15 protein-coding genes are annotated in these 17427 nt (G+C 65.0%); 5 read left to right on the top strand and 10 right to left on the bottom strand.

Going from position 1 to position 17427, the window contains the following annotated elements; translation table 11 throughout:
- Together RMQ73_RS08225 and RMQ73_RS08220 are read right to left on the bottom strand one after the other, a co-directional pair.
- Positions 1 to 379 (bottom strand): Clp protease N-terminal domain-containing protein (locus RMQ73_RS08225; protein ID WP_310497663.1); only part of this gene is annotated, 379 nt, incomplete at its 3' end.
- 75 nt (positions 380 to 454) lie between these two features.
- The gene (locus tag RMQ73_RS08220) at positions 455 to 895 is read right to left on the bottom strand and encodes a hypothetical protein (protein ID WP_310497661.1); all 441 of its coding nucleotides are present in this window, start codon (positions 893 to 895) and stop codon (positions 455 to 457) included.
- Between the two features lie 96 nt (positions 896 to 991).
- Between RMQ73_RS08220 and RMQ73_RS08215 the strand changes: the two genes are divergently transcribed.
- Positions 992 to 2071: a PQQ-dependent sugar dehydrogenase gene (locus RMQ73_RS08215; protein WP_310497660.1), complete on the top strand. Its 1080-nt coding sequence runs from the start codon at positions 992 to 994 to the stop codon at positions 2069 to 2071.
- 2 nt (positions 2072 to 2073) lie between these two features.
- Here RMQ73_RS08215 and RMQ73_RS08210 read toward each other — a convergent pair whose 3' ends face one another.
- Positions 2074 to 2988 (bottom strand): retroviral-like aspartic protease family protein, encoded by a 915-nt coding sequence (locus tag RMQ73_RS08210; RefSeq protein WP_310497659.1) that lies wholly within the window; start codon positions 2986 to 2988, stop codon positions 2074 to 2076.
- 80 nt (positions 2989 to 3068) lie between these two features.
- Here RMQ73_RS08210 and RMQ73_RS08205 point away from each other — a divergent pair, with 80 nt between their 5' ends.
- Positions 3069 to 3644: a TMEM165/GDT1 family protein gene (locus tag RMQ73_RS08205; protein ID WP_310497658.1), complete on the top strand. Its 576-nt coding sequence runs from the start codon at positions 3069 to 3071 to the stop codon at positions 3642 to 3644.
- A 46-nt stretch (positions 3645 to 3690) separates the two neighbouring features.
- Here the strand turns inward: RMQ73_RS08205 and RMQ73_RS08200 are convergent, their stop codons facing one another.
- From RMQ73_RS08200 to RMQ73_RS08175, 6 genes are read right to left on the bottom strand one after another with little or no spacing between them, the layout of a single operon-like run.
- Positions 3691 to 4920 carry a CoA transferase gene (locus RMQ73_RS08200; RefSeq protein ID WP_310497657.1) on the bottom strand — a complete coding sequence of 410 codons (1230 nt, stop codon included), beginning with the start codon at positions 4918 to 4920 and terminating at the stop codon, positions 3691 to 3693.
- Entirely contained in the window at positions 4917 to 6806 is a 1890-nt protein-coding gene (locus RMQ73_RS08195; RefSeq protein WP_310497656.1) for a hydantoinase B/oxoprolinase family protein, read from the bottom strand. The genes RMQ73_RS08200 and RMQ73_RS08195 overlap by 4 nt, the downstream gene beginning before the upstream one ends.
- A 9-nt stretch (positions 6807 to 6815) precedes the next feature.
- Entirely contained in the window at positions 6816 to 7340 is a 525-nt protein-coding gene (locus RMQ73_RS08190) for an SRPBCC family protein (RefSeq protein WP_310497655.1), read from the bottom strand.
- Positions 7337 to 7471, bottom strand: coding sequence for a hypothetical protein (locus tag RMQ73_RS08185; RefSeq protein ID WP_310497654.1), 135 nt, complete (start codon positions 7469 to 7471; stop codon positions 7337 to 7339). Before RMQ73_RS08185 ends, RMQ73_RS08190 begins: the two co-directional genes overlap by 4 nt.
- Positions 7471 to 9525: a hydantoinase/oxoprolinase family protein gene (locus RMQ73_RS08180; protein WP_310497653.1), complete on the bottom strand. Its 2055-nt coding sequence runs from the start codon at positions 9523 to 9525 to the stop codon at positions 7471 to 7473. The genes RMQ73_RS08185 and RMQ73_RS08180 overlap by 1 nt, the downstream gene beginning before the upstream one ends.
- Entirely contained in the window at positions 9522 to 10454 is a 933-nt protein-coding gene (locus tag RMQ73_RS08175) for a hydroxymethylglutaryl-CoA lyase (RefSeq protein ID WP_310497652.1), read from the bottom strand. Before RMQ73_RS08175 ends, RMQ73_RS08180 begins: the two co-directional genes overlap by 4 nt.
- 95 nt (positions 10455 to 10549) lie before the next feature.
- Between RMQ73_RS08175 and RMQ73_RS08170 the strand changes: the two genes are divergently transcribed.
- On the top strand, positions 10550 to 11200 hold the full coding sequence (locus RMQ73_RS08170; RefSeq protein ID WP_310497651.1) for an isochorismatase family protein: 651 nt from the start codon (positions 10550 to 10552) through the stop codon (positions 11198 to 11200).
- Here RMQ73_RS08170 and RMQ73_RS08165 read toward each other — a convergent pair.
- Positions 11176 to 11811, bottom strand: coding sequence for a GntR family transcriptional regulator (locus RMQ73_RS08165; RefSeq protein WP_310497650.1), 636 nt, complete (start codon positions 11809 to 11811; stop codon positions 11176 to 11178). The genes RMQ73_RS08170 and RMQ73_RS08165 overlap by 25 nt on opposite strands.
- A gap of 173 nt (positions 11812 to 11984) precedes the next feature.
- Here RMQ73_RS08165 and RMQ73_RS08160 point away from each other — a divergent pair, with 173 nt between their 5' ends.
- Entirely contained in the window at positions 11985 to 14549 is a 2565-nt protein-coding gene (locus RMQ73_RS08160) for a TonB-dependent receptor domain-containing protein (protein ID WP_310497649.1), read from the top strand.
- Positions 14550 to 15085: 536 nt separating this feature from the next.
- Positions 15086 to 16759: a TIR domain-containing protein gene (locus RMQ73_RS08155; protein WP_310497648.1), complete on the top strand. Its 1674-nt coding sequence runs from the start codon at positions 15086 to 15088 to the stop codon at positions 16757 to 16759.
- The last annotated feature ends 668 nt before the right edge of the window (positions 16760 to 17427 follow it).

Here is a 17427-nt window from a genome sequence, read left to right as displayed (position 1 = left end):
CCTTGCCGGCAGCGGTGGTGGTGGCCAGCGCCAGCGCCATCAGCAGGCGTTCGACGGGCACGAAACTGTCGCCGGCCTTGGCGGCGATCTGTTCGGCGGAATCGAGGATGCGGACGGTGTCATTGTCCCATGCCAGGTTCTGGGCGCCGCTGCCGGTCACGACGGCGATCTTGGCCAGCGCCTGGTCGGTCAATTGCAGCGCTGCCTTCGCTTCGCCGCCGGCTGCCTTGATGAGGCCGGACGCCATGCCCTGTTCGTCTTCGAGCAGGGCTTTCAGCACATGCTCCGGCGCGACGCGCTGATGGTTCATGCGGATGGCAACGGTCTGCGCCGATTGCAGAAAGCCCTTGGCGCGGTCGGTGAACTTTTCGATGTTCATGGGCAGTCAGTCTCCTGTCCCACCCGATATGGGGCGGCGGCCCGGCGCTGCAAGGCCTGCGCTGCAAGTGGCGCGTCAGGCACGGCGCGGCTGGAAATACGCAAACACCAGCCCGGCGATGACGCCCGACATCACCATCATGGCAAAGCCGATGGGTTCGCGCGCCCCGGCCAGCGGCGTGATCGCCATGGCGGTTTTCATGAGCGACAGCGCCGTGGCGACCGCAGCGCCGCCGGCAAGAGCATAAGCAAATGACGGCGGCACCATCGGCCAGCGGCGGCGCAGCAAGGCCGCGATGAGGAAAGCCAGCGCCAGCCCGAGGCCGAAAACCGCCGCGACAGCCGGCCCCATGCCGAACGCATCCTGCATCATGGTCTTGTAGGCGAGGCTTGGTGGAATCTCGGCGCCGACGGCCTTGAGGCCGGCCTGCACGCGCCAACTATGGGTCCAACAGGCGCCGACAGTGGCGACGACGACGGCAAGCAGCCAATCCAGCGTTGTATTGAACAGCTTCATAGCGCATCTCCTATGCAGATTGTGTAGCGCGGCTGGCGACCGAACAAAAGCGGCGCGGGCGAAAGGGAGCCAGGCATGCAGGCAAAACAAGGGGTCATGCGGACATTTGTCGGCGCACTGCTGCTGGTAGCCGTGGCGCCGGCACAGGCTGCACCGAAGATCGAGACCATTGCATCGGGGCTGGACCACCCCTGGTCGCTGGCGTTCCTGCCGGACGGCGGCGTGCTGGTCACCGAACGCAGCGGCAAGCTGAGCCTGATTGCCGCTGGCAAGGCCCCGGCGCCGATCAGCGGCGTGCCGGCCGTTTACGCCAAGAGCCAGGGCGGGTTGTTCGATGTGCTGCTCGACCCGGAATTCGCTGCCAACCGCATGCTGTATCTCAGCTATGCCGCAGGGGTGCCGGGCGCCAATTTCACCCGCATCGCCCGCGCCCGGCTTGACGGCACGGCGCTGAGAGACGTGAAGGTGATTTTTCAGGTGGCGCCGGCCAAGGACACGCCGGTGCATTTCGGTGGCCGCATGGCGATGCTGGCCGATGGCACGCTGGTGATGACGACGGGCGATGGCTTTGACCGGCGCGAACAGGCGCAGCGACTGCAATCGGGGCTGGGCAAGATCGTCCGCATCCGGCGCGATGGCGGCATTCCGGCCGACAATCCATTTGCGAAAACGCCCGGTGCGCAGGCGAGCATCTGGTCATACGGCCACCGCAATCCGCAAGGGCTGGCCTATGATGCCGCCTCGGGGCGGCTGTATGCGCATGAGCATGGCCCCAAGGGCGGCGACGAGGTCAACATCATCGTGCGCGGCGGCAATTATGGCTGGCCGATTGCCACCAAGGGCCTGGATTATTCCGGCGCAACCATCAGCCCGTTCAAGACCTACAAGGGCATGATCGACGGTGTTGTGGTGTGGGTGCCGTCGATTGCGCCGTCGGGGCTGGCGGTCGTGCGCGGCGCGATGTGGCCGGCCTGGCAGGGCGACCTCATTGTCGGCGCGCTGGCATCGCAGGAATTGCGGCGCATCGATCTGGATGCGGGCGGCGCGGTGGTGAGTCAGGAACGGATTTTCCCCAGCATCAAGGCACGGGTGCGCGATGTGCGGACGGCGCCCGATGGCGCGATCTGGGTGACGACGGATGAGGCCAGCGGCAAGGTGCTGCGCATCAGCCAATAGGTTCAACGCAAAACGAAGCGCACCTTGCGATTGCGGAAATCCAGCCCGACCTTGCGGAAACTGTTGAGCAAGTCGCTGCCCAGGAAGATCGCCGGCTCGTTGCTCAGGCCGAACAGCGCGAACGGCGAGGCGTCGGCAAAGGCGATGACGACATTGTCGAGCGTGATGCCGCCGACCTTGACGTTGTCGATCACCATGGCTTGCGCGGTCAGCGTCTGGCCGGTGACGCTGGTGAGTTTGATGTCCCTGGCGTTGTTCAGGACGCGCTGGCCGAACAGGCGGCGGCGCAGCGCCATGTTGCCCAGCGTGACTTCGGATCCGGTGTCGATGACGGCGCTGACCTTGGTGCCGCGCACGCTGGCCTGGGTGATGATGAGCTGGCCCTTGCGGCGCCGGGCGGTGACGACGATTTCGCCCGGCTCCCCCGAAGATGGCCGGCTCGCATCCTGCACCGTCACGGTTTTGCGGATGAAATCCATCAGCAGACGCTGGTCGGCCAGCGCATCGATGCCAATCAGGCCCTGCGCGCCGATATCGCGCGCCGACAGCACAGGCGTGCGGATGGGGCCGATATCCGACTTGCCGATGGTCATGCGGTCGACAATCGCCGTCGGCACGCGGGCAACGCCGGCCATGCTTTGCAGCCGGGCGACAGCGCCGGCGGGCAGGGATAACCGGTCGGCAAGATCAAGGCTGACCACCGAGCGGTCGGCGCCGCTGTCGACGAGGAACAAAAATGGCCCCTTGCCGTTGACGCGCACCTCGACGAACAGCCGGTTGCGGCGTTCCTCGGCATCGAGCGGGTCGCCGGTGATTTCCAGCGTATTGTCGATCTGGGCGGTCGGGATGGTCGGCGCGGTTGGCGTCGGCATGGGCTGGGCCGCAGCAAGCACGGCCGCAATCAGGGAGGCGATCATGCGGGCACCGATGCGCCGATAGCAGCGCGCGCGCAAGGGGGACGGCTTGTGTGCGCCGCCCGACGGCATTAGGCCGCAGCATGAGCGATTTCGGGAGCATTGTCGCGGCCGCGACCAGCGTGGTGGCGCTGGCCGAGATCGGCGACAAGACACAGCTGCTGGCGGTCGTGCTGGCGGCGCGCTTCCGGGCGCCGGTGCCGATCATCCTTGGCATATTGGCCGCGACTTTGGCCAATCATGCACTGGCAGCCTGGGCCGGATCGGCGCTGTCGGGGCTGTTTGACGGCCCGGTGTTTGCGAGCATTGTGGCGCTGGGTTTCATCGCCATGGCCGGCTGGACGCTGGTGCCCGACACCATCGACGAGACAGCGACGCCGATGAGCGGGCGCGGCGCCTTTGTGGCGACGGCGATCGCGTTCTTTATAGCCGAAATCGGCGACAAGACACAGGTGGCGACCGTGGCGCTGGGCGCGCAATATCATGACGTGCTGGCGGTCACCATCGGCACGACACTGGGCATGATGCTGGCCAATGTGCCTGCCGTGCTGCTGGGGGAAAAGGTGCTGACACTCGTGCCGCTGCGGACCGTGCGGATCGCGGCCGCCGCGCTGTTTGCCGGACTGGGGCTGTGGATGCTGTGGGGGGTTTGGGCCTGAGGATTTGAGAGTCAGGATTTGAGGCCGAGGGTTTGAGGCTGGGGGGTCAGATCACGCCGCGCGCCTTGAGATCGGCCAGCGCGTCCGCGTCCAGGCCCAACAGGTCGCCATACACATCGGCATTGTCCTGACCGATGGTTTCGGGGGCGCGGCGGCGAACGGTGCCGGGGGTGGCGCTGAGCTTGGGGAAGACGTTCTGCATCTTCACTTCGCCCCAGCGCGGGTGGGCCATGCCGATGATGGCGTCGCGGGCGGCGAAATGCGGGTCGTCCAGCATGTCTGCGGGGCGATAAAGCTTGCCGGCCGGCACGCCGGCTTCGATCATGCTGGCTTCAAGCTCGTCGATGGTCAGCGTGCGCGTCCAGTCGGCGATGCGGGCGTCGAGTTCCTCCTGATGGCGGCCGCGCGCGATATGGGTGGCATAGCGCACATCTGTTGCCAATTCAGGCTGGCCCATGGCGGCGCACAAGCGTCCGAACACCGTGTCCTGGTTGGCGCCGATCAGATATTCGCCGTCCTTGCACGGATAGACGTTGCTGGGCGCAATGCCCGGCAACACCGAGCCTGACCGTTCGCGGACATAGCCGGACGCGCTGTATTCCGGCACCAGCGATTCCATCACTTGCAGCACCGCCTCATAGAGCGCGCTGTCTACGACCTGGCCCTTGCCGGTCTGGTGGCGGTGGTTGAGCGCGGCCAGTGCACCCAATGCGCCATAGGTGGCGGCAAGGCTGTCGCCGATGGACACGCCCATGCGGCTGGCCGGGCGGTCAGGGTCGCCGACAATGGCGCGCCAGCCGCCCATCGCCTCGCCGATGCCGCCAAAGCCGGCGCGGGCGCTGTATGGCCCGGTCTGGCCGTATCCGGAGACGCGCACGATGATCAGGCCGGGGTTTTCGGCGTGCAGGCTTTCGGGAGAAAGACCCCATTTTTCCAGCGTGCCGGGGCGGAAGTTTTCGATCAGGATATCGGCCTTGGCGATCAGTTTGCGTGCCAGCGCCTGCCCTTCGGGATCGCGCAGGTTGCAGCTGATGGCGCGCTTGTTGCGGGCGACGACTTCCCACCACATCGGGTAATCGCCGCGCCCCCAGACGCGCATCGGGTCACCGCCGCCCTTGCCGATCTCGCCGGGCGGTTCCAGCTTGATGATATCGGCGCCCATGTCGCCGAGCAGCTGCCCACAGAACGGCCCGGCGATGAGCTGGCCCATTTCGACGACACGGATGCCGGCCAAAGGCCCGGTGTTTGCGGGGCCAGGGTCGGGAATCGCGCTCATTCGGCAGCAATCGCGTGATGCCACACAGGCGGGCGCGGTGCCGGCAGGCCAGTTTGCGCAAGGCAATTGGCGCGCAGGGTTTCGATGTCGCCGCCAAAATCGAACAGCGCGTCGGCGGGGTCGATCTGCACGGCCATTTCGGCGCGCAATGCGGTGGTTGCCGCCATGTCGACGACGCCGCGCGCATCGGCCACCACGCCATAGGCGCGGGCGCCGGCGGCGCTCACGAGGCCCTGGCGGATTTCGAGGCCGACCAGTTCGGCATCGCGCTGCAACGGGTCGCCCCAGCCGCCGCCGCCCCAGGTGATGAAGTGCAGCACGTCATCCTTTTCGACGGTAAGGCTATCGCGCTTGTTGGCGATGATTTGCGTGCTGCCATCGGGCTTTTCGAGGATCTTGCGGGCGCGGCTGCCCGGCTTGCCGCCGTTGACGCCCCAAGGGTAGGTGAACCAGCGGTCATCATGTACCGACACGGTACCGCCCGACAGGAAGCGATAGGACATCAGGATGCCGTTGCCGCCCCGGTTGAGGCCGGCGCCGCCAGTATCGGGCAGCGCTTCATAGCGTTCGATGCGCAGCGGGAAATAGCGTTCGAGAAATTCATTGGGCACGTTGGTGAAGCCCGGCCACAGGCTATGGCCATCAGGCCCGTCGCCGAACGGTTTGCCGGGGATGCCGCCAAAGCCGATCTGGAACAGCTGGAACCATTCGCCGTCCTTGCCCGCCCGCTCGTCCCGGCCGGAATACATCAAATGCGGGCTGGAGGAGAAACCGGCGGCGCACAGGAATTCCGGCGTGCGCTGCCCGAGCAAGCCGCCGAGAATGTCGAAGATGCGCCCCAGCGCATGGGTGCGGCCCGACAAGGCGGCGGGATATTCGGGCTTGAGCAACGAGCCGCGCGGGATCTTCACCTCGATCAGGTCATAGAACCCGTCGTTGAACATGATCTGCGGGTCAAAGACCATGATCATGTAGATGCCGAAGAACATCTTGAACATGTTCTCGTTGAGGTAAAAATTGATGGAGGCGTCGCTTTGCGGGTCGGTGCCGGTGAAATCCAGCACGACCTTGTCGCCCACCCGCTGCATGGAGCAGGTGATCTTGTAGGGGCCGAAACCGACGCCGTCGTCGCAGATGAAATCGGTGAAGCTGACGATATCGGTGGAGACGGACGTGGCGATCAGCGCCTTCATGGCGCGGTGGTTGCGGGCCAGCAGGTCGTCCATGGCTGCGACCACGACATCGTCGCCGAACCGCGCGAACATTTCGTCGATGCGCCGTGCCGCGACCCGGCACGAGGCGATCAGCGCGTTCAGATCGGCGGCGCACCAGTCGGGCTTGCGGGTCTGGTGCATCACCAGGCGGATCAGGTCTTCGTTGTATTCACCCCTTGCCCAAATTTTCACCGGCGGAATGCGCACGCCCTCTTCGAAGATGGAGCGCGCGTCGATGGGCATGGAGCCGGCGACCTTGCCGCCGATATCGCTCTGGTGGCCGAACATCGCGGTCCATGCCACAAGCCGCCCGCCGCGATACACCGGCAGCAGCACCAGCCAGTCGTTCGAATGCGAAATCGCGCCTTCGCAGCTATAGGGGTCCGAAAGGAGCAGCATGTCGCCTTCCTCGATGGTGCCGTCATAGCCGCGCAAAAACCCGTCGATGAAGCTGCCGAACTGGCCGACGATCATTTGTCCGCGGGGATTGGCAATGAGCGGGAACGCGTCACCCTGTTCGCGGATGCCCGGCGACATGGCGGTGCGCACCAATGTGGCGTCCATTTCGATGCGGGCGTTGCGCAGGGCGTTTTCGACGATGTCCAGCGTCACCGGATCGATGGTCACGGGTGCGAACGGCTGCGGATTGGTTTCGATGATTCGCGCGGACATGGGCTTCCCTTACGGAGTAGCTGGGGTAGCGAGGCGGACGAGGCGGCCAAAGCCCTCGCCCATCACGGAATCGATGGCGGGCGCCATGGCCGGCAGGCCGGCAGAGGCAGGCCCGGCGACACGGTAGGTCATGACCAGCCGGGTGGAGCCGGGCGCGGCGCCCGGGGCGAGCGTGAATTCCAGCACGGCAGTGACCGGCAGGCCTTGCAGCGGACCGAAGCCGCCCTGCAAGCGCAACAGGCGCGGCGGCAGGGCGGCAAGAACAGTCGCGTGCAGGACATGCCCGCCGGCCCAGCTTTCAGACAAAGCGCCGCCGGGGCGCACGTCAAGGGTCGGCGCAGAGCCGGAATAGCTGTGCGCCGGCGGCCACCACGCCTGCCACCGCACCAGTGCCGCCCAGACGGTTGCCGGCGCGACCGGCAAATCCGCGGCATGGGATGTGGTGAAGGCGCCAGCATCGTTAGAGACGACAGCGGCAGGCGCCGGTGCCGCCGCGAGCAGCAGCGCCGCCATGGCCAGGGCACGGCCGATCATGCGATCAGCGCCCACAACACGGCAGTGACCAGCAGGCTCCAGCCCGCCAGATGGATGATGGTGGTTTCCATGCCTGTCGGCGGACGATCGCCGTCCGGGCCGGGAGGCGGAGGTTTGCGGCGCGTCCACATCAGGCCGGCGCCACCAGCAATTGCGGCGCAATCAGCAAATTGCCGAAATCATCGACGCTGGCGTTGTGCCCGGTGTGGACGAGCGTCGTCGAATCCATTTCGATGATGACAGCCGGGCCGGGGACGATATCGCCGGCGCGCAGCAGGGCGCGGTCGTAGATGACGGCCGGACGGGCGGCGCCGTCCATCCAGACTTCATGGTCGCGCAGCTTTGCCGCCGCCGGGTTGCCGTCGCCGCGCGCCAGTTTCGGCGCCTGGATATTGGCGGCCTTGCCAAGCGCCACGACACGGATGTTGACCAGTTCCTGCGGCACTTGCAGGTTGAAGGTGAACAGGCGCTTGTGTTCGGCATCAAAGCGGCTCGCCAGTTCGGCGATGGTCGCACCCGGCGCCGAGAACAGTGGCACTTCAAAGGCCTGGCCGGCGTAGCGGATATCGATTTCGGTGCGCAATTCGATGTCGGCGGTATCGACGCCTTCGCTGGCCAGTTCAGCAGACACCTGGGCAATGACATCGGCAATGACGGCGCCAACCTCGGCATCGCTGGTGTGGGTGACAAGCTTGTTGAAGCTTCGCTGGGCATCGACGCGCAGCCGGGTGGTGGCATCGCCCCAGGCGCACAGCACGCCCGGCGACGGCGGAATGATGACAGGCCAGCTCCCCATCAACTGCCCCAGCGCATTGCCGTGCAATGGCCCGGCGCCGCCAAACGCCATCAGCGCGAAATCGCGCGGATCATAGCCTTGCTGCACGCTGACGAGGCGCAGGGCGCCGAACATGGTTTCGTTGACGATGGCGATGATGCCGGCGGCGGCATCCATCAGCGGCAGGCCCAGCGCATCGGCCACGGTCTGCACGGCGCGGGTGGCGGCAGCACGGTCGAGCTTGAAGGCGCCGCCGAGCAGGTTTTCGGGCAGATAGCCCAGCACGACATTGGCGTCAGTGACGGTGGGCAGCTCGCCACCGCGTCCATAGGCGGCGGGGCCGGGCACGGCGCCGGCCGATTGCGGGCCGACACGCAGCGCGCGCGTCAGTTCCGGCACGGACGCGATGGAGCCGCCGCCGGCGCCAACGGTTTTCACATCAAGGCTGGAGGCGCGCACCGTCAGATGGCCGACCGATGTTTCGCGGCGCAAACGGGCCTGATAATCCTCGATCAGCGCGACATCGGTGGACGTGCCGCCCATGTCCAGCGTCAGCACATTGGGCTGGCCGGCATTCTTTGCCACCCAGACCGCGCCCGCGACACCGCCAGCCGGGCCGGACATAAGCAGGTTGACTGGCGCACCCCGGCTTTTTTCCGCCGACATCAGCCCGCCGTCGGATCGCAGCAGGTTGAGCTTGGCCGGCGTGCCCCAGGCCTTGAGCTCCGCTTCGAGATTGCCGACATAGCGCGACACGGTCGGGCGCACCGCCGAATTGGCGACGGTGGTGAGAGCGCGTTCATATTCCTGCATTTCGGGCAGGATATCGGCGGAAATGCTCACCGGGATGCCGGGCAGTTCTTCGGCGCAAATCTCTGCAACGCGGCGTTCGTGCACGTCGTTCATGTAGGAATTGATCAGGCAGACGGTGATCGCCTCGACCTTTTCCTCGGCCAATATGCGCAGATTGGCTCGCAGGCCCGCCTCGTCCAATGGCCGCACGATGCTGCCATCGGCGCCGATGCGTTCGGGTGCCTCGATGGTGCATTCCAGCGGCGCCATCGGGGTCGGCTTGGGCCAGACGATCCAGGCAGCAAGGCCGCCGGGGACCAGACTGCGGGCGATTTGCAGGATATGGCGATAACCGGTTGTGACGATCAGGCCGACGCGGGCGATCTTGTGTTCGAGCACGGCGTTGGTGGCCACAGTGGTGCCGTGCAGGAACAGCGAAATGTCCTGCGGCGCGATGCCAGCGCGTTCGCACAGCTGGCGGGCGCCGGCGATGACCGCCTGGCTCGGGTCGTGGGGGGTCGATGGCACCTTGTCGCGAAAGGCCTGGCCGGTGGCATCGTCGATGACGATCAGATCGGTGAAAGTGCCGCCGACATCGACGCCAAGACGATAGCTCACTTGGTGTTTTCCGTGACTGTGAAATCGCCGGCTTTTCCGGCGCGGCTGGGCAAGGCGCGGCCCATGATGCCGGCGAACCAGCGGTTGGCGGCCAGCGCCTGATCAAGGGCCAGCCCGGTGGCAATGCCGGAATGGCCGAACAGATACAGCAGCTCCTCGGTGCCGACATTGCCGGCCGCGCCGGGTGCGAACGGGCAGCCGCCAAGGCCGCCAAGCGCGGAATCGAACGTCCGGCAGCCGGCCTGGTAGCCGGCCCAGGCGTTTGCCGGCGCCAGGCCGCGCGTGTCGTGCAGGTGCAGGCGCACTGGAATGTCGCCGATGGCGGCGATGACCGCGCCGGTCAGGTCGGCAACTTGCGCCGGCACGCCGACCCCGATGGTATCGGCCAGCGCGATTTCCTGCGCGCCGGCGTCGGCCATGCGGGCGGCCAGTTCGACGATGCGCGCGGCCGGCACCGCGCCTTCATAGGGGCAGCCGAACGCGGCGGAGATAGTCACCTGCGCAAACAGCCCGGCGGCGCGCGCCTTTTTGAGCATGGCTGTGTTGGCGATGATGCCGTCGGCGACGCTCTGGCCCTGGTTGACGATGCCGAAGCCATCGGTGGCGACCAGCACGCAGCCCGCCTCGTCCAGCGGCCGCACGCCGTCCAGCGAGGCGATGGCGCGGTCGACGCCGCGTTCATTGAGGCACAGGCCGATGAAGCGCACGCCGGGCGCGGCGGGCAAGCCGGCGACCACGGCTTCGGCATCGGCCATTTGCGGCACGCGGCGCGGATTGACGAAGCTGGCAACCTCGATGCGGACGGCGCCCATGGCAATCAGCCGGCCTACAAGTGCCAGCTTGTCGGCCGTTTCGACAAAGCCGGCCTCGTTCTGGAGGCCATCGCGGGGCGACACCTCGACGATCTGCACGGGAGCGAGTGTAGGCATGGCCTTTGTATACAAATTCGGCTCTGCCCTGTATAGGGGACAAAAGGGAGGTCCAGGTGACTACGGGCGTGAACGAGACGGCAAAAGGCACCGGAATGGACTCGAACGAAACGGCACTTGCTGCCGATTATGCCGCCGCCGGATTTGGCGGCGCGCTGCGGCCTGGCGCACGGCCACTGCTGATTCTCATCGATTTTGCCAGGGCCTATTTCGACCCGGAATCACCCCTGTGTGCCGGCGTCGAGGACGCGCGGGCCAGCGCGGCGCGACTGGCGGATGCGGCGCGCGCTGCCGGGTTGCCCGTGCTGTTCACGCGCGTGGAATATGGCCCGGAGGGCGAAGGCGGCGGGATTTTCTGGCACAAGATCGCAGCGCTCAAAGTGTTCGTGCGCGGCAACCCGATGGGGGATTTCACCGCCGAACTGGCGCCGATGCCCGGCGACAGGGTGGTGACCAAGCATTTTCCATCGGCGTTTTTCGGCACCGGCCTGGCCGAACAACTGCATGCAGAAGGCGTCGACACGTTGATCATCACAGGGCTGTCGACCTCGGGCTGCGTGCGGGCCACGGCGGTGGACGCGCTGTGCCATGGCTTTGTGCCGCTGGTGGTCCGCGATGCCGTAGGCGACCGCGACGCCGCCGTGCACGCCGCCAACCTGTTCGACCTGGCGGCCAAGACCGCTGAAGTCATCGGCGAGGCGCAGGCACTGGCGTATATCGGTCAGATTGCCGTGCGAAACGCGTGAAATGCGCGGCGGATGTGCGCGGCCATGGTGGCGCGCGCCCATTCGGCGTCACCAGCGGCAAAGGCCTGGACCAGCTGGCCGTGTTCGACCACCGAACGCATCAGGTCGCTGCGGTCGTAACGCGCCGCCGTGCGCCGAACGACCGGCTGCTCGACCAGCGCCGACAACATGTTCGCCAGCCGCGCCGAGCCGGCAGCGGCAATGGTGATATCGTGAAAGCGGCGGTTTTCGCGCAAGAAAATGCCGATGTCGGGCACCGGCGCCGCCACCGCGGCCTCGATCGCGCCGTTGCTGTCGCGCAAGGCGGCCAGAACCTGCGGCGTCATGCGGGCGGCGGCGCGGCTGGCGGCATGGCCTTCCAGCATGGCGCGCAGGGCGAACATTTCGGCGACATCGTCGGCGTCCCAATCGGCGACCACCAGCCGCCCGCCGGGGGTGCGCACGGCATATAGCTCGCCCTCCAGGCGGCGCAGCGCGTCGCGGACGGGTGTGCGCGACACACCGACAATCCCGGCAAGCGCTTCTTCGCGCAGCGGCGTTCCGGGCATGGCATCGCCAGCCAGAATCAACCCGCGAATTTCGGCATAGGCGCGGTCTGCTGCGCTCGACATGATAAGAGCCTGGACCTTTCGTGTTGCAAAACTGCCGCGCCGGCCGGCAAAACCGCCGTGGCGGGCAGGGATTTGCACCGGAGCGGATGGGACTTTGCTTGGCAAGCGCCCCATTTTGTATACAATAGCGCGGATTGACGGTCGGGGAAAGCCGTCAGGGGATGGGGACGACAATGACGGTATCTTCAGGACATCAGCGGTTTCAAGCGTATCTGCTGGGCTCGGCCGCGCTGATGGCGCTCGGGCTGGCGGTGCCAGCCGCAGGCCAACAGGCAGGCCCCGCGCAGCAGGCTGCAGACGACACCGCTGCCGATGAAGAAATCCTCGTCACGGCACGGCGCGACACCGAACGCCTGATCGATGTGCCGGCCAGCGTCAGCGTGCTGACCGCCGAGACACTGGCGCGCACCGGCGTGTTCCGCGCGCAGGAATTTCTGCAGCTCACCCCCGGCGTCACCATCGTGTCGGGCACCGCCGAAGCGGGCGACACGCAGATCAACATTCGCGGCCTCAATGGCGCCCGCGACGCCGAAAGCTCGGTGGCGCTGGTTGTCGACGGCATTCTCAAGACCAACACCGCCCAGCTTAACCAGGTGCAGGGCACGCTGCGCCAGGTCGAAGTTCTCAAGGGCCCGCAAGGCGCCCTGTATGGCCGCAACGCTGCGGCCGGCGCCATTGTCATGACCACGATCAAACCCGGCGATGTGCTGTCGGGCGCCGTGCGCGCCAATTACGGGGAACTGGCAACCGGCCAGATCTTCGGGCACGTGGCCGGGCCGATCAGCGACACCATCGGCTTCGTGCTGTCCGCCAATTACCAGACCACCGATGGTTTCTGGCGCAACGAATTCCTCGGCAATCGCAAGGTCGTCGATGACCAGCAGAATTTCGGCCTCGATGGCCGCATCATCGCCAAGCTCGGCCCCGACACGACGCTGGACGTAAAGGCCCGCTATGCCAAGCTGTCCGGCGCATCGATCAACTTCAACGCCAGTTTCCACTTGCCGAATTTCGCCGGCGTGAACCCGGCGTTCTATGAAAACGTCAACGACCGTCCTTTTCGCTATTACAGCAACATCCGCCCGACCAACAATCAGGAGACATGGGAGACATCGGCCCGGATCGAGCATGACTTCGAATCCATGAAGCTGACGGCTTGGGCGCTGTATTCCGATGTCGATCAGGCGCTGACCGCCGATGGCACGTCGGCGGATTTTGCGCGCTACATCAGCAATATCAATAACCCGACCAGCCAGGCGGTGAACAACCAGTGCTTTGCCACCACGGCGCAGCTGACCGGCACGCCGCTGGCGCCGCCGACGTTCATCGGCCAGATTCCGGTGCCCTTCATCTTCGCGCCGGCCAATGGCTCGACCTTTGGTGCCTATAGCCCGACGACCTGCGACGGCACGCAGCTCCAGACCCGCGCACAGAGCGATTTCTCGGCGGAAATGCGCCTGTCCTCGACGGGTGATGGCCCGATCAGCTGGTCGATCGGCGCCTATTACCTCAACATCAAGCGCACCACCGGCATTTCGCTGGGCGCCGACCTTGGGCGCGGCGTGCTGCCGACCCTGTACAACGCCCCCGGCTCGGCGAACCCGACCAGCCAGTTGTTCAACGACCGTTTCAACACCAGCGTCTATGCTGGTTTCGGATCGTTGGACTGGAAGCCGGACGAAAAGTTCAGCGCCGGCCTTGCGCTGCGTTATGACATCGAGGACCGCAGCGCCACCAACCTGGTGCCGCTGGTCAGCGATCCGATCACTGGCGGACCGATCAACCCGGGCCAGGCCGGCGGCGCGATTGCACCCAAATCGGCGGTATTCCGCCAGCTTCAGCCCAAGGTGACGGTGCGTTACAAGCTGGGCGAAGACACGGCGCTGTTCGCCGATTGGGGCGTTGGTTTCAAGTCTGGCGGCTTCAACAACCAGGGCTCGGCCGCGATTGTCGACAACAATTTCAACGACGGCGTGACGCCCGGCACCATCAACGCCGGCGTGCGCATCGGCGATCAATATCGCAAGGAACGGTCAAGCGCGTTCGAAGCCGGCATCAAGGGCAGCTTCCTTGACGGCGCCGTCACCTATGATGCGGCGGCCTATTATACCCAGGTCCGCGACATGCAGTTCTTCGAATTCTTCGTCGGCGGCTTCGGCCTGCTGCGCGTCGTGTCCAATATCGACCGCGTCGATCTGTGGGGCGGCGAAGCCAATGTGACCGTCAAGCCGATCAGCGGCTGGTCGCTGTTCGCCTCGGGCAACGTCACCGACAGCAAGATCAAGCGCAACACCAGCCGGCCGGATACGGTGGGCAACAAGAGCCCGTACACCGCCGATTATACGCTGAACCTTGGCACGCAGGTCGTGCTGCCGATTACCGATGGCCTGCGCGGCACGCTGCGCGCGGATTACCGCCTGACCGGGCCGACCTGGTTCCATTCGGTGCAGAACCAGGAAAAGCCGACGCTGTTCTCCGGCCTGCTTCCCATCTCGGCGCTGGCCCTGCCGGCAGTCGTGGGCAACGCCCGGTACGACGTGACGCGCCGCGAGGCGTTCGGCATCGTCAACCTGCGCGCCGGCCTTGAGGGCGACAATTGGCAGGTGACGGTGTTTGCCAACAACCTGCTTGATCGGCAGTGGCTGAACGAAGTCATCCCGGCGATCGAATTCGGCGGCTCGTTCATTTCGCCGGGCCAGCGCCGCGTGATCGGCGTGGAAGCCGGTTTCAAATTCTGATATCCTGAAGCCTTATTGCATAGGCAGCGAACAACCCGCTGCCGCCGAAGCGGGAGGGCCGCTGGCGGCCCGCCATGGAAACACGGCGGGCCGTCATTATTTTTGGGGGACGGGCGCCGCAAGACGGGCGCACATGTGTTGTCGGGTCTTGGGACCGAATCTAGGACCGCCGCTGGCTGACATGCTGACGGGATAGCCGCCGTTCGCAATCGCCGGGAGGAAATGACCGCTTCCGACCCAGTTCCCGTCGATCAGCGAAGCTCGCGTGAACGGCCGCTACTGCGGGAACCGGTTGTTCGTTTGTCGTTGAGCGGCATGACGAAGGTGCGCCTGCAAAGGGAACTTGCCTATTTGTGATTTAAGCAGACCAAAACGGTACGGGGATTTATGCGCTGCGTCCTTCAGCTTGATTGATCAGAAGCAAAGCTTGAGAACGGGTTGTCGATCGGCGTGCAACGCGAGTTCACCCAAAGTCGTATCGACTTTTCGGCATTGCTGCATTATACAAAGCCTTCAAGCTCGGGCCTTCTAAAGCTGTGACCGATATCTTTCTGTCCTACAATCGCGAGGACCAAGCGAGGGCAAAGCTGTTTGTCGATGCGTTTGCGGCGCATGGATTCGCAGTCTGGTGGGACGTGGGGCTGCGGACCGGTGATAACTATGATCAAGTGACCGAAAAGGCGCTGAGAGCCGCAAAGGCCGTTGTGGTGCTGTGGTCGAAACATTCGGTGGAAAGCCGCTGGGTGCGAGCAGAAGCCACGCTGGCGGACCGCAACAAGACCCTCGTGCCCGTGATGATCGAGCCGTGTGACCGACCCATCATGTTCGAACTGACGCAGACGGCGGAGTTGGCGCACTGGCAGGGCAACACTAATGACCAAGCTTGGACGGCCTTCCTTGGCGACGTGCAGCGGTTCATGGGGCAAGCAGCTGCACCGTCTCTGGATGTCTCTGCCGCCACGCCTTCGGCGCCAACAGTCGAAGAAACTCTTAAGCCCGGCCAGAGCGGATCGGCCCCATCGCTGGCAGTGCTGCCGTTCACCAACCGCTCCGGGTTGGCCGACGATGACGTGTTCGCGGAAGCATTCGTTGAGGATGTCATCTCGGCGTTGTCGCAGGGCGTGAATGTTCGCGTCTTGGGCTCAACCGCCACCGCCAATCTCAACCGCAAGGCGGTCACCGATCTTGCTATGGTGGGTCGCCGGCTTGGCGTGCAGTACCTGCTCGAAGGCAATGTACGCCGTTCGGGCGCGAATTTAAGAGTTACGACGCAACTTCTGGAGGCAGCCACGGGCGAAGTAATAGGCACAGCGAGGTTCGACCGCCCTCTGGCCGAACTGGCCGAATTACAGGAAGATCTGGTGACAGAGGTCGCCGCCAGCCTCGATTCCGAGGTCTTTACAGTCGAGATGGAGCGGGCGCTTAGAAAGCCTAGGGACATCACCGCCTGGCAGGCAGTTGCAAGAAGCACTTCCGCTTATCGAAACTACAATGCGGCATCTTTGCAGCTTGCCATCAAGGAAGCCCGGCACGCCGTAGCCATCGCACCAGACTATGCTTATGGCCATGCCCAGCTGGCAACCACACTGGCGTTGAACTATAATTTCGCCGGTTGCGATGATCTAGGCGAGGTCGCGCGAATTCGCGCCATAGTGGAGCGTGCCTTAGAACTAGCGCCGGAAGATGCGACAGTACTGTCCTTGGCCGGGAACGCGCTTTGCGGCATTCGCGATCCCGAGGAAGGCATTCGATATACAGGAAAGGCCGTGCGTAAGGCGCCGGGCAGTGGGGTTTTGCAATATTTTTATGGCGTTTCCTGCGTCATGCTTAATCGACCTGACGAAGCGCTGTCACACTTCGCCTCGACATTGCGGCTGGCGCCAGGCTGGCACGTTACTTGGGCTGTAAAGTACTTTCAGGCGCTTGCGTATCGCGAACTGAATCGCTTGGCTGAAGCTGATGCTGCCATCGATGAGTGTATCAAACTACTCCCGACACTTGCTCATGGCCATGTCTTGAAGGCGCTGATCGGGGTAGCAGTTGGTCAAGATGATTTGGCGCGCAGGCATATCGAGACGGCGCGGAGGCTAGGGCTTGATGTGGCGGCAACGGAGTGGAGTTGGCGCGCCAACCGGCCACATAGCCCCAGGCTCGAAGCTGACATCGCGTTAATCCGCGGCCTTTATGCGGCGACGGATCCAGCGGCATAAAATCAACACGGCAGTGCCAGTCCGAGGCCCGCATTCCCTTCCCTCAGTCACGCCACGGCGGCCAGCCCTAGAATCCGCGGGCGATCAATGCCCGCGCAGTCGCGATTCCAGCCGCGCCGGCGCCGCTAAACACGACGTCGGTTGTGTCGGAAGGATGCCGCTCCGCTTCTTCAAGCAGGAGGGTCTAGATTGATCGGCCAGCACGCGTCATCGGCACCCTATGCGCGGCTCGACCCGAAACGCCCCGCCTTTCTGTGCCGCCGAAGCGAGGCTGACGACAGACTCCATTCCCTCTGCAAGCCGATAAACAGCGGCTACGATGGCGTTCGATACCGCGAGCGAATGTCTGCTTCTGCCAAAGGCAGACATTCAGCGACCCTACGAGGAACGACCGCTAAGTCCCAAAGTCGGTCGTTCGCACTTGGTTGCGCGCCGGATGCGCGAACGGCGGGTTCTGGGTAGGGCTGCGTATCACGCGAATGTCTTTTGCTACGGCGACAAGCTGGCGTCCCGATTCGCTCGACTATTGCGGCGTCCTGTCCAACCGCAGGCAGACGCACGGAGGCGCGCTTGTGGCGGTGGGCAGGTGATGGACCCTCGCCTGCGCGAGGGTGACGGGTCTTGGGGGCCGCAACCGTTGGTGCGATTGCAGCGCACATGTCTTTTCA

It is taken from the genome of Sandarakinorhabdus sp., assembly GCF_031430775.1.
Lineage (GTDB): Bacteria > Pseudomonadota > Alphaproteobacteria > Sphingomonadales > Sphingomonadaceae > Sandarakinorhabdus.
Note: the sequence above shows the minus strand (reverse complement) of the source record. Positions and strands in the feature narration are given on the sequence as shown.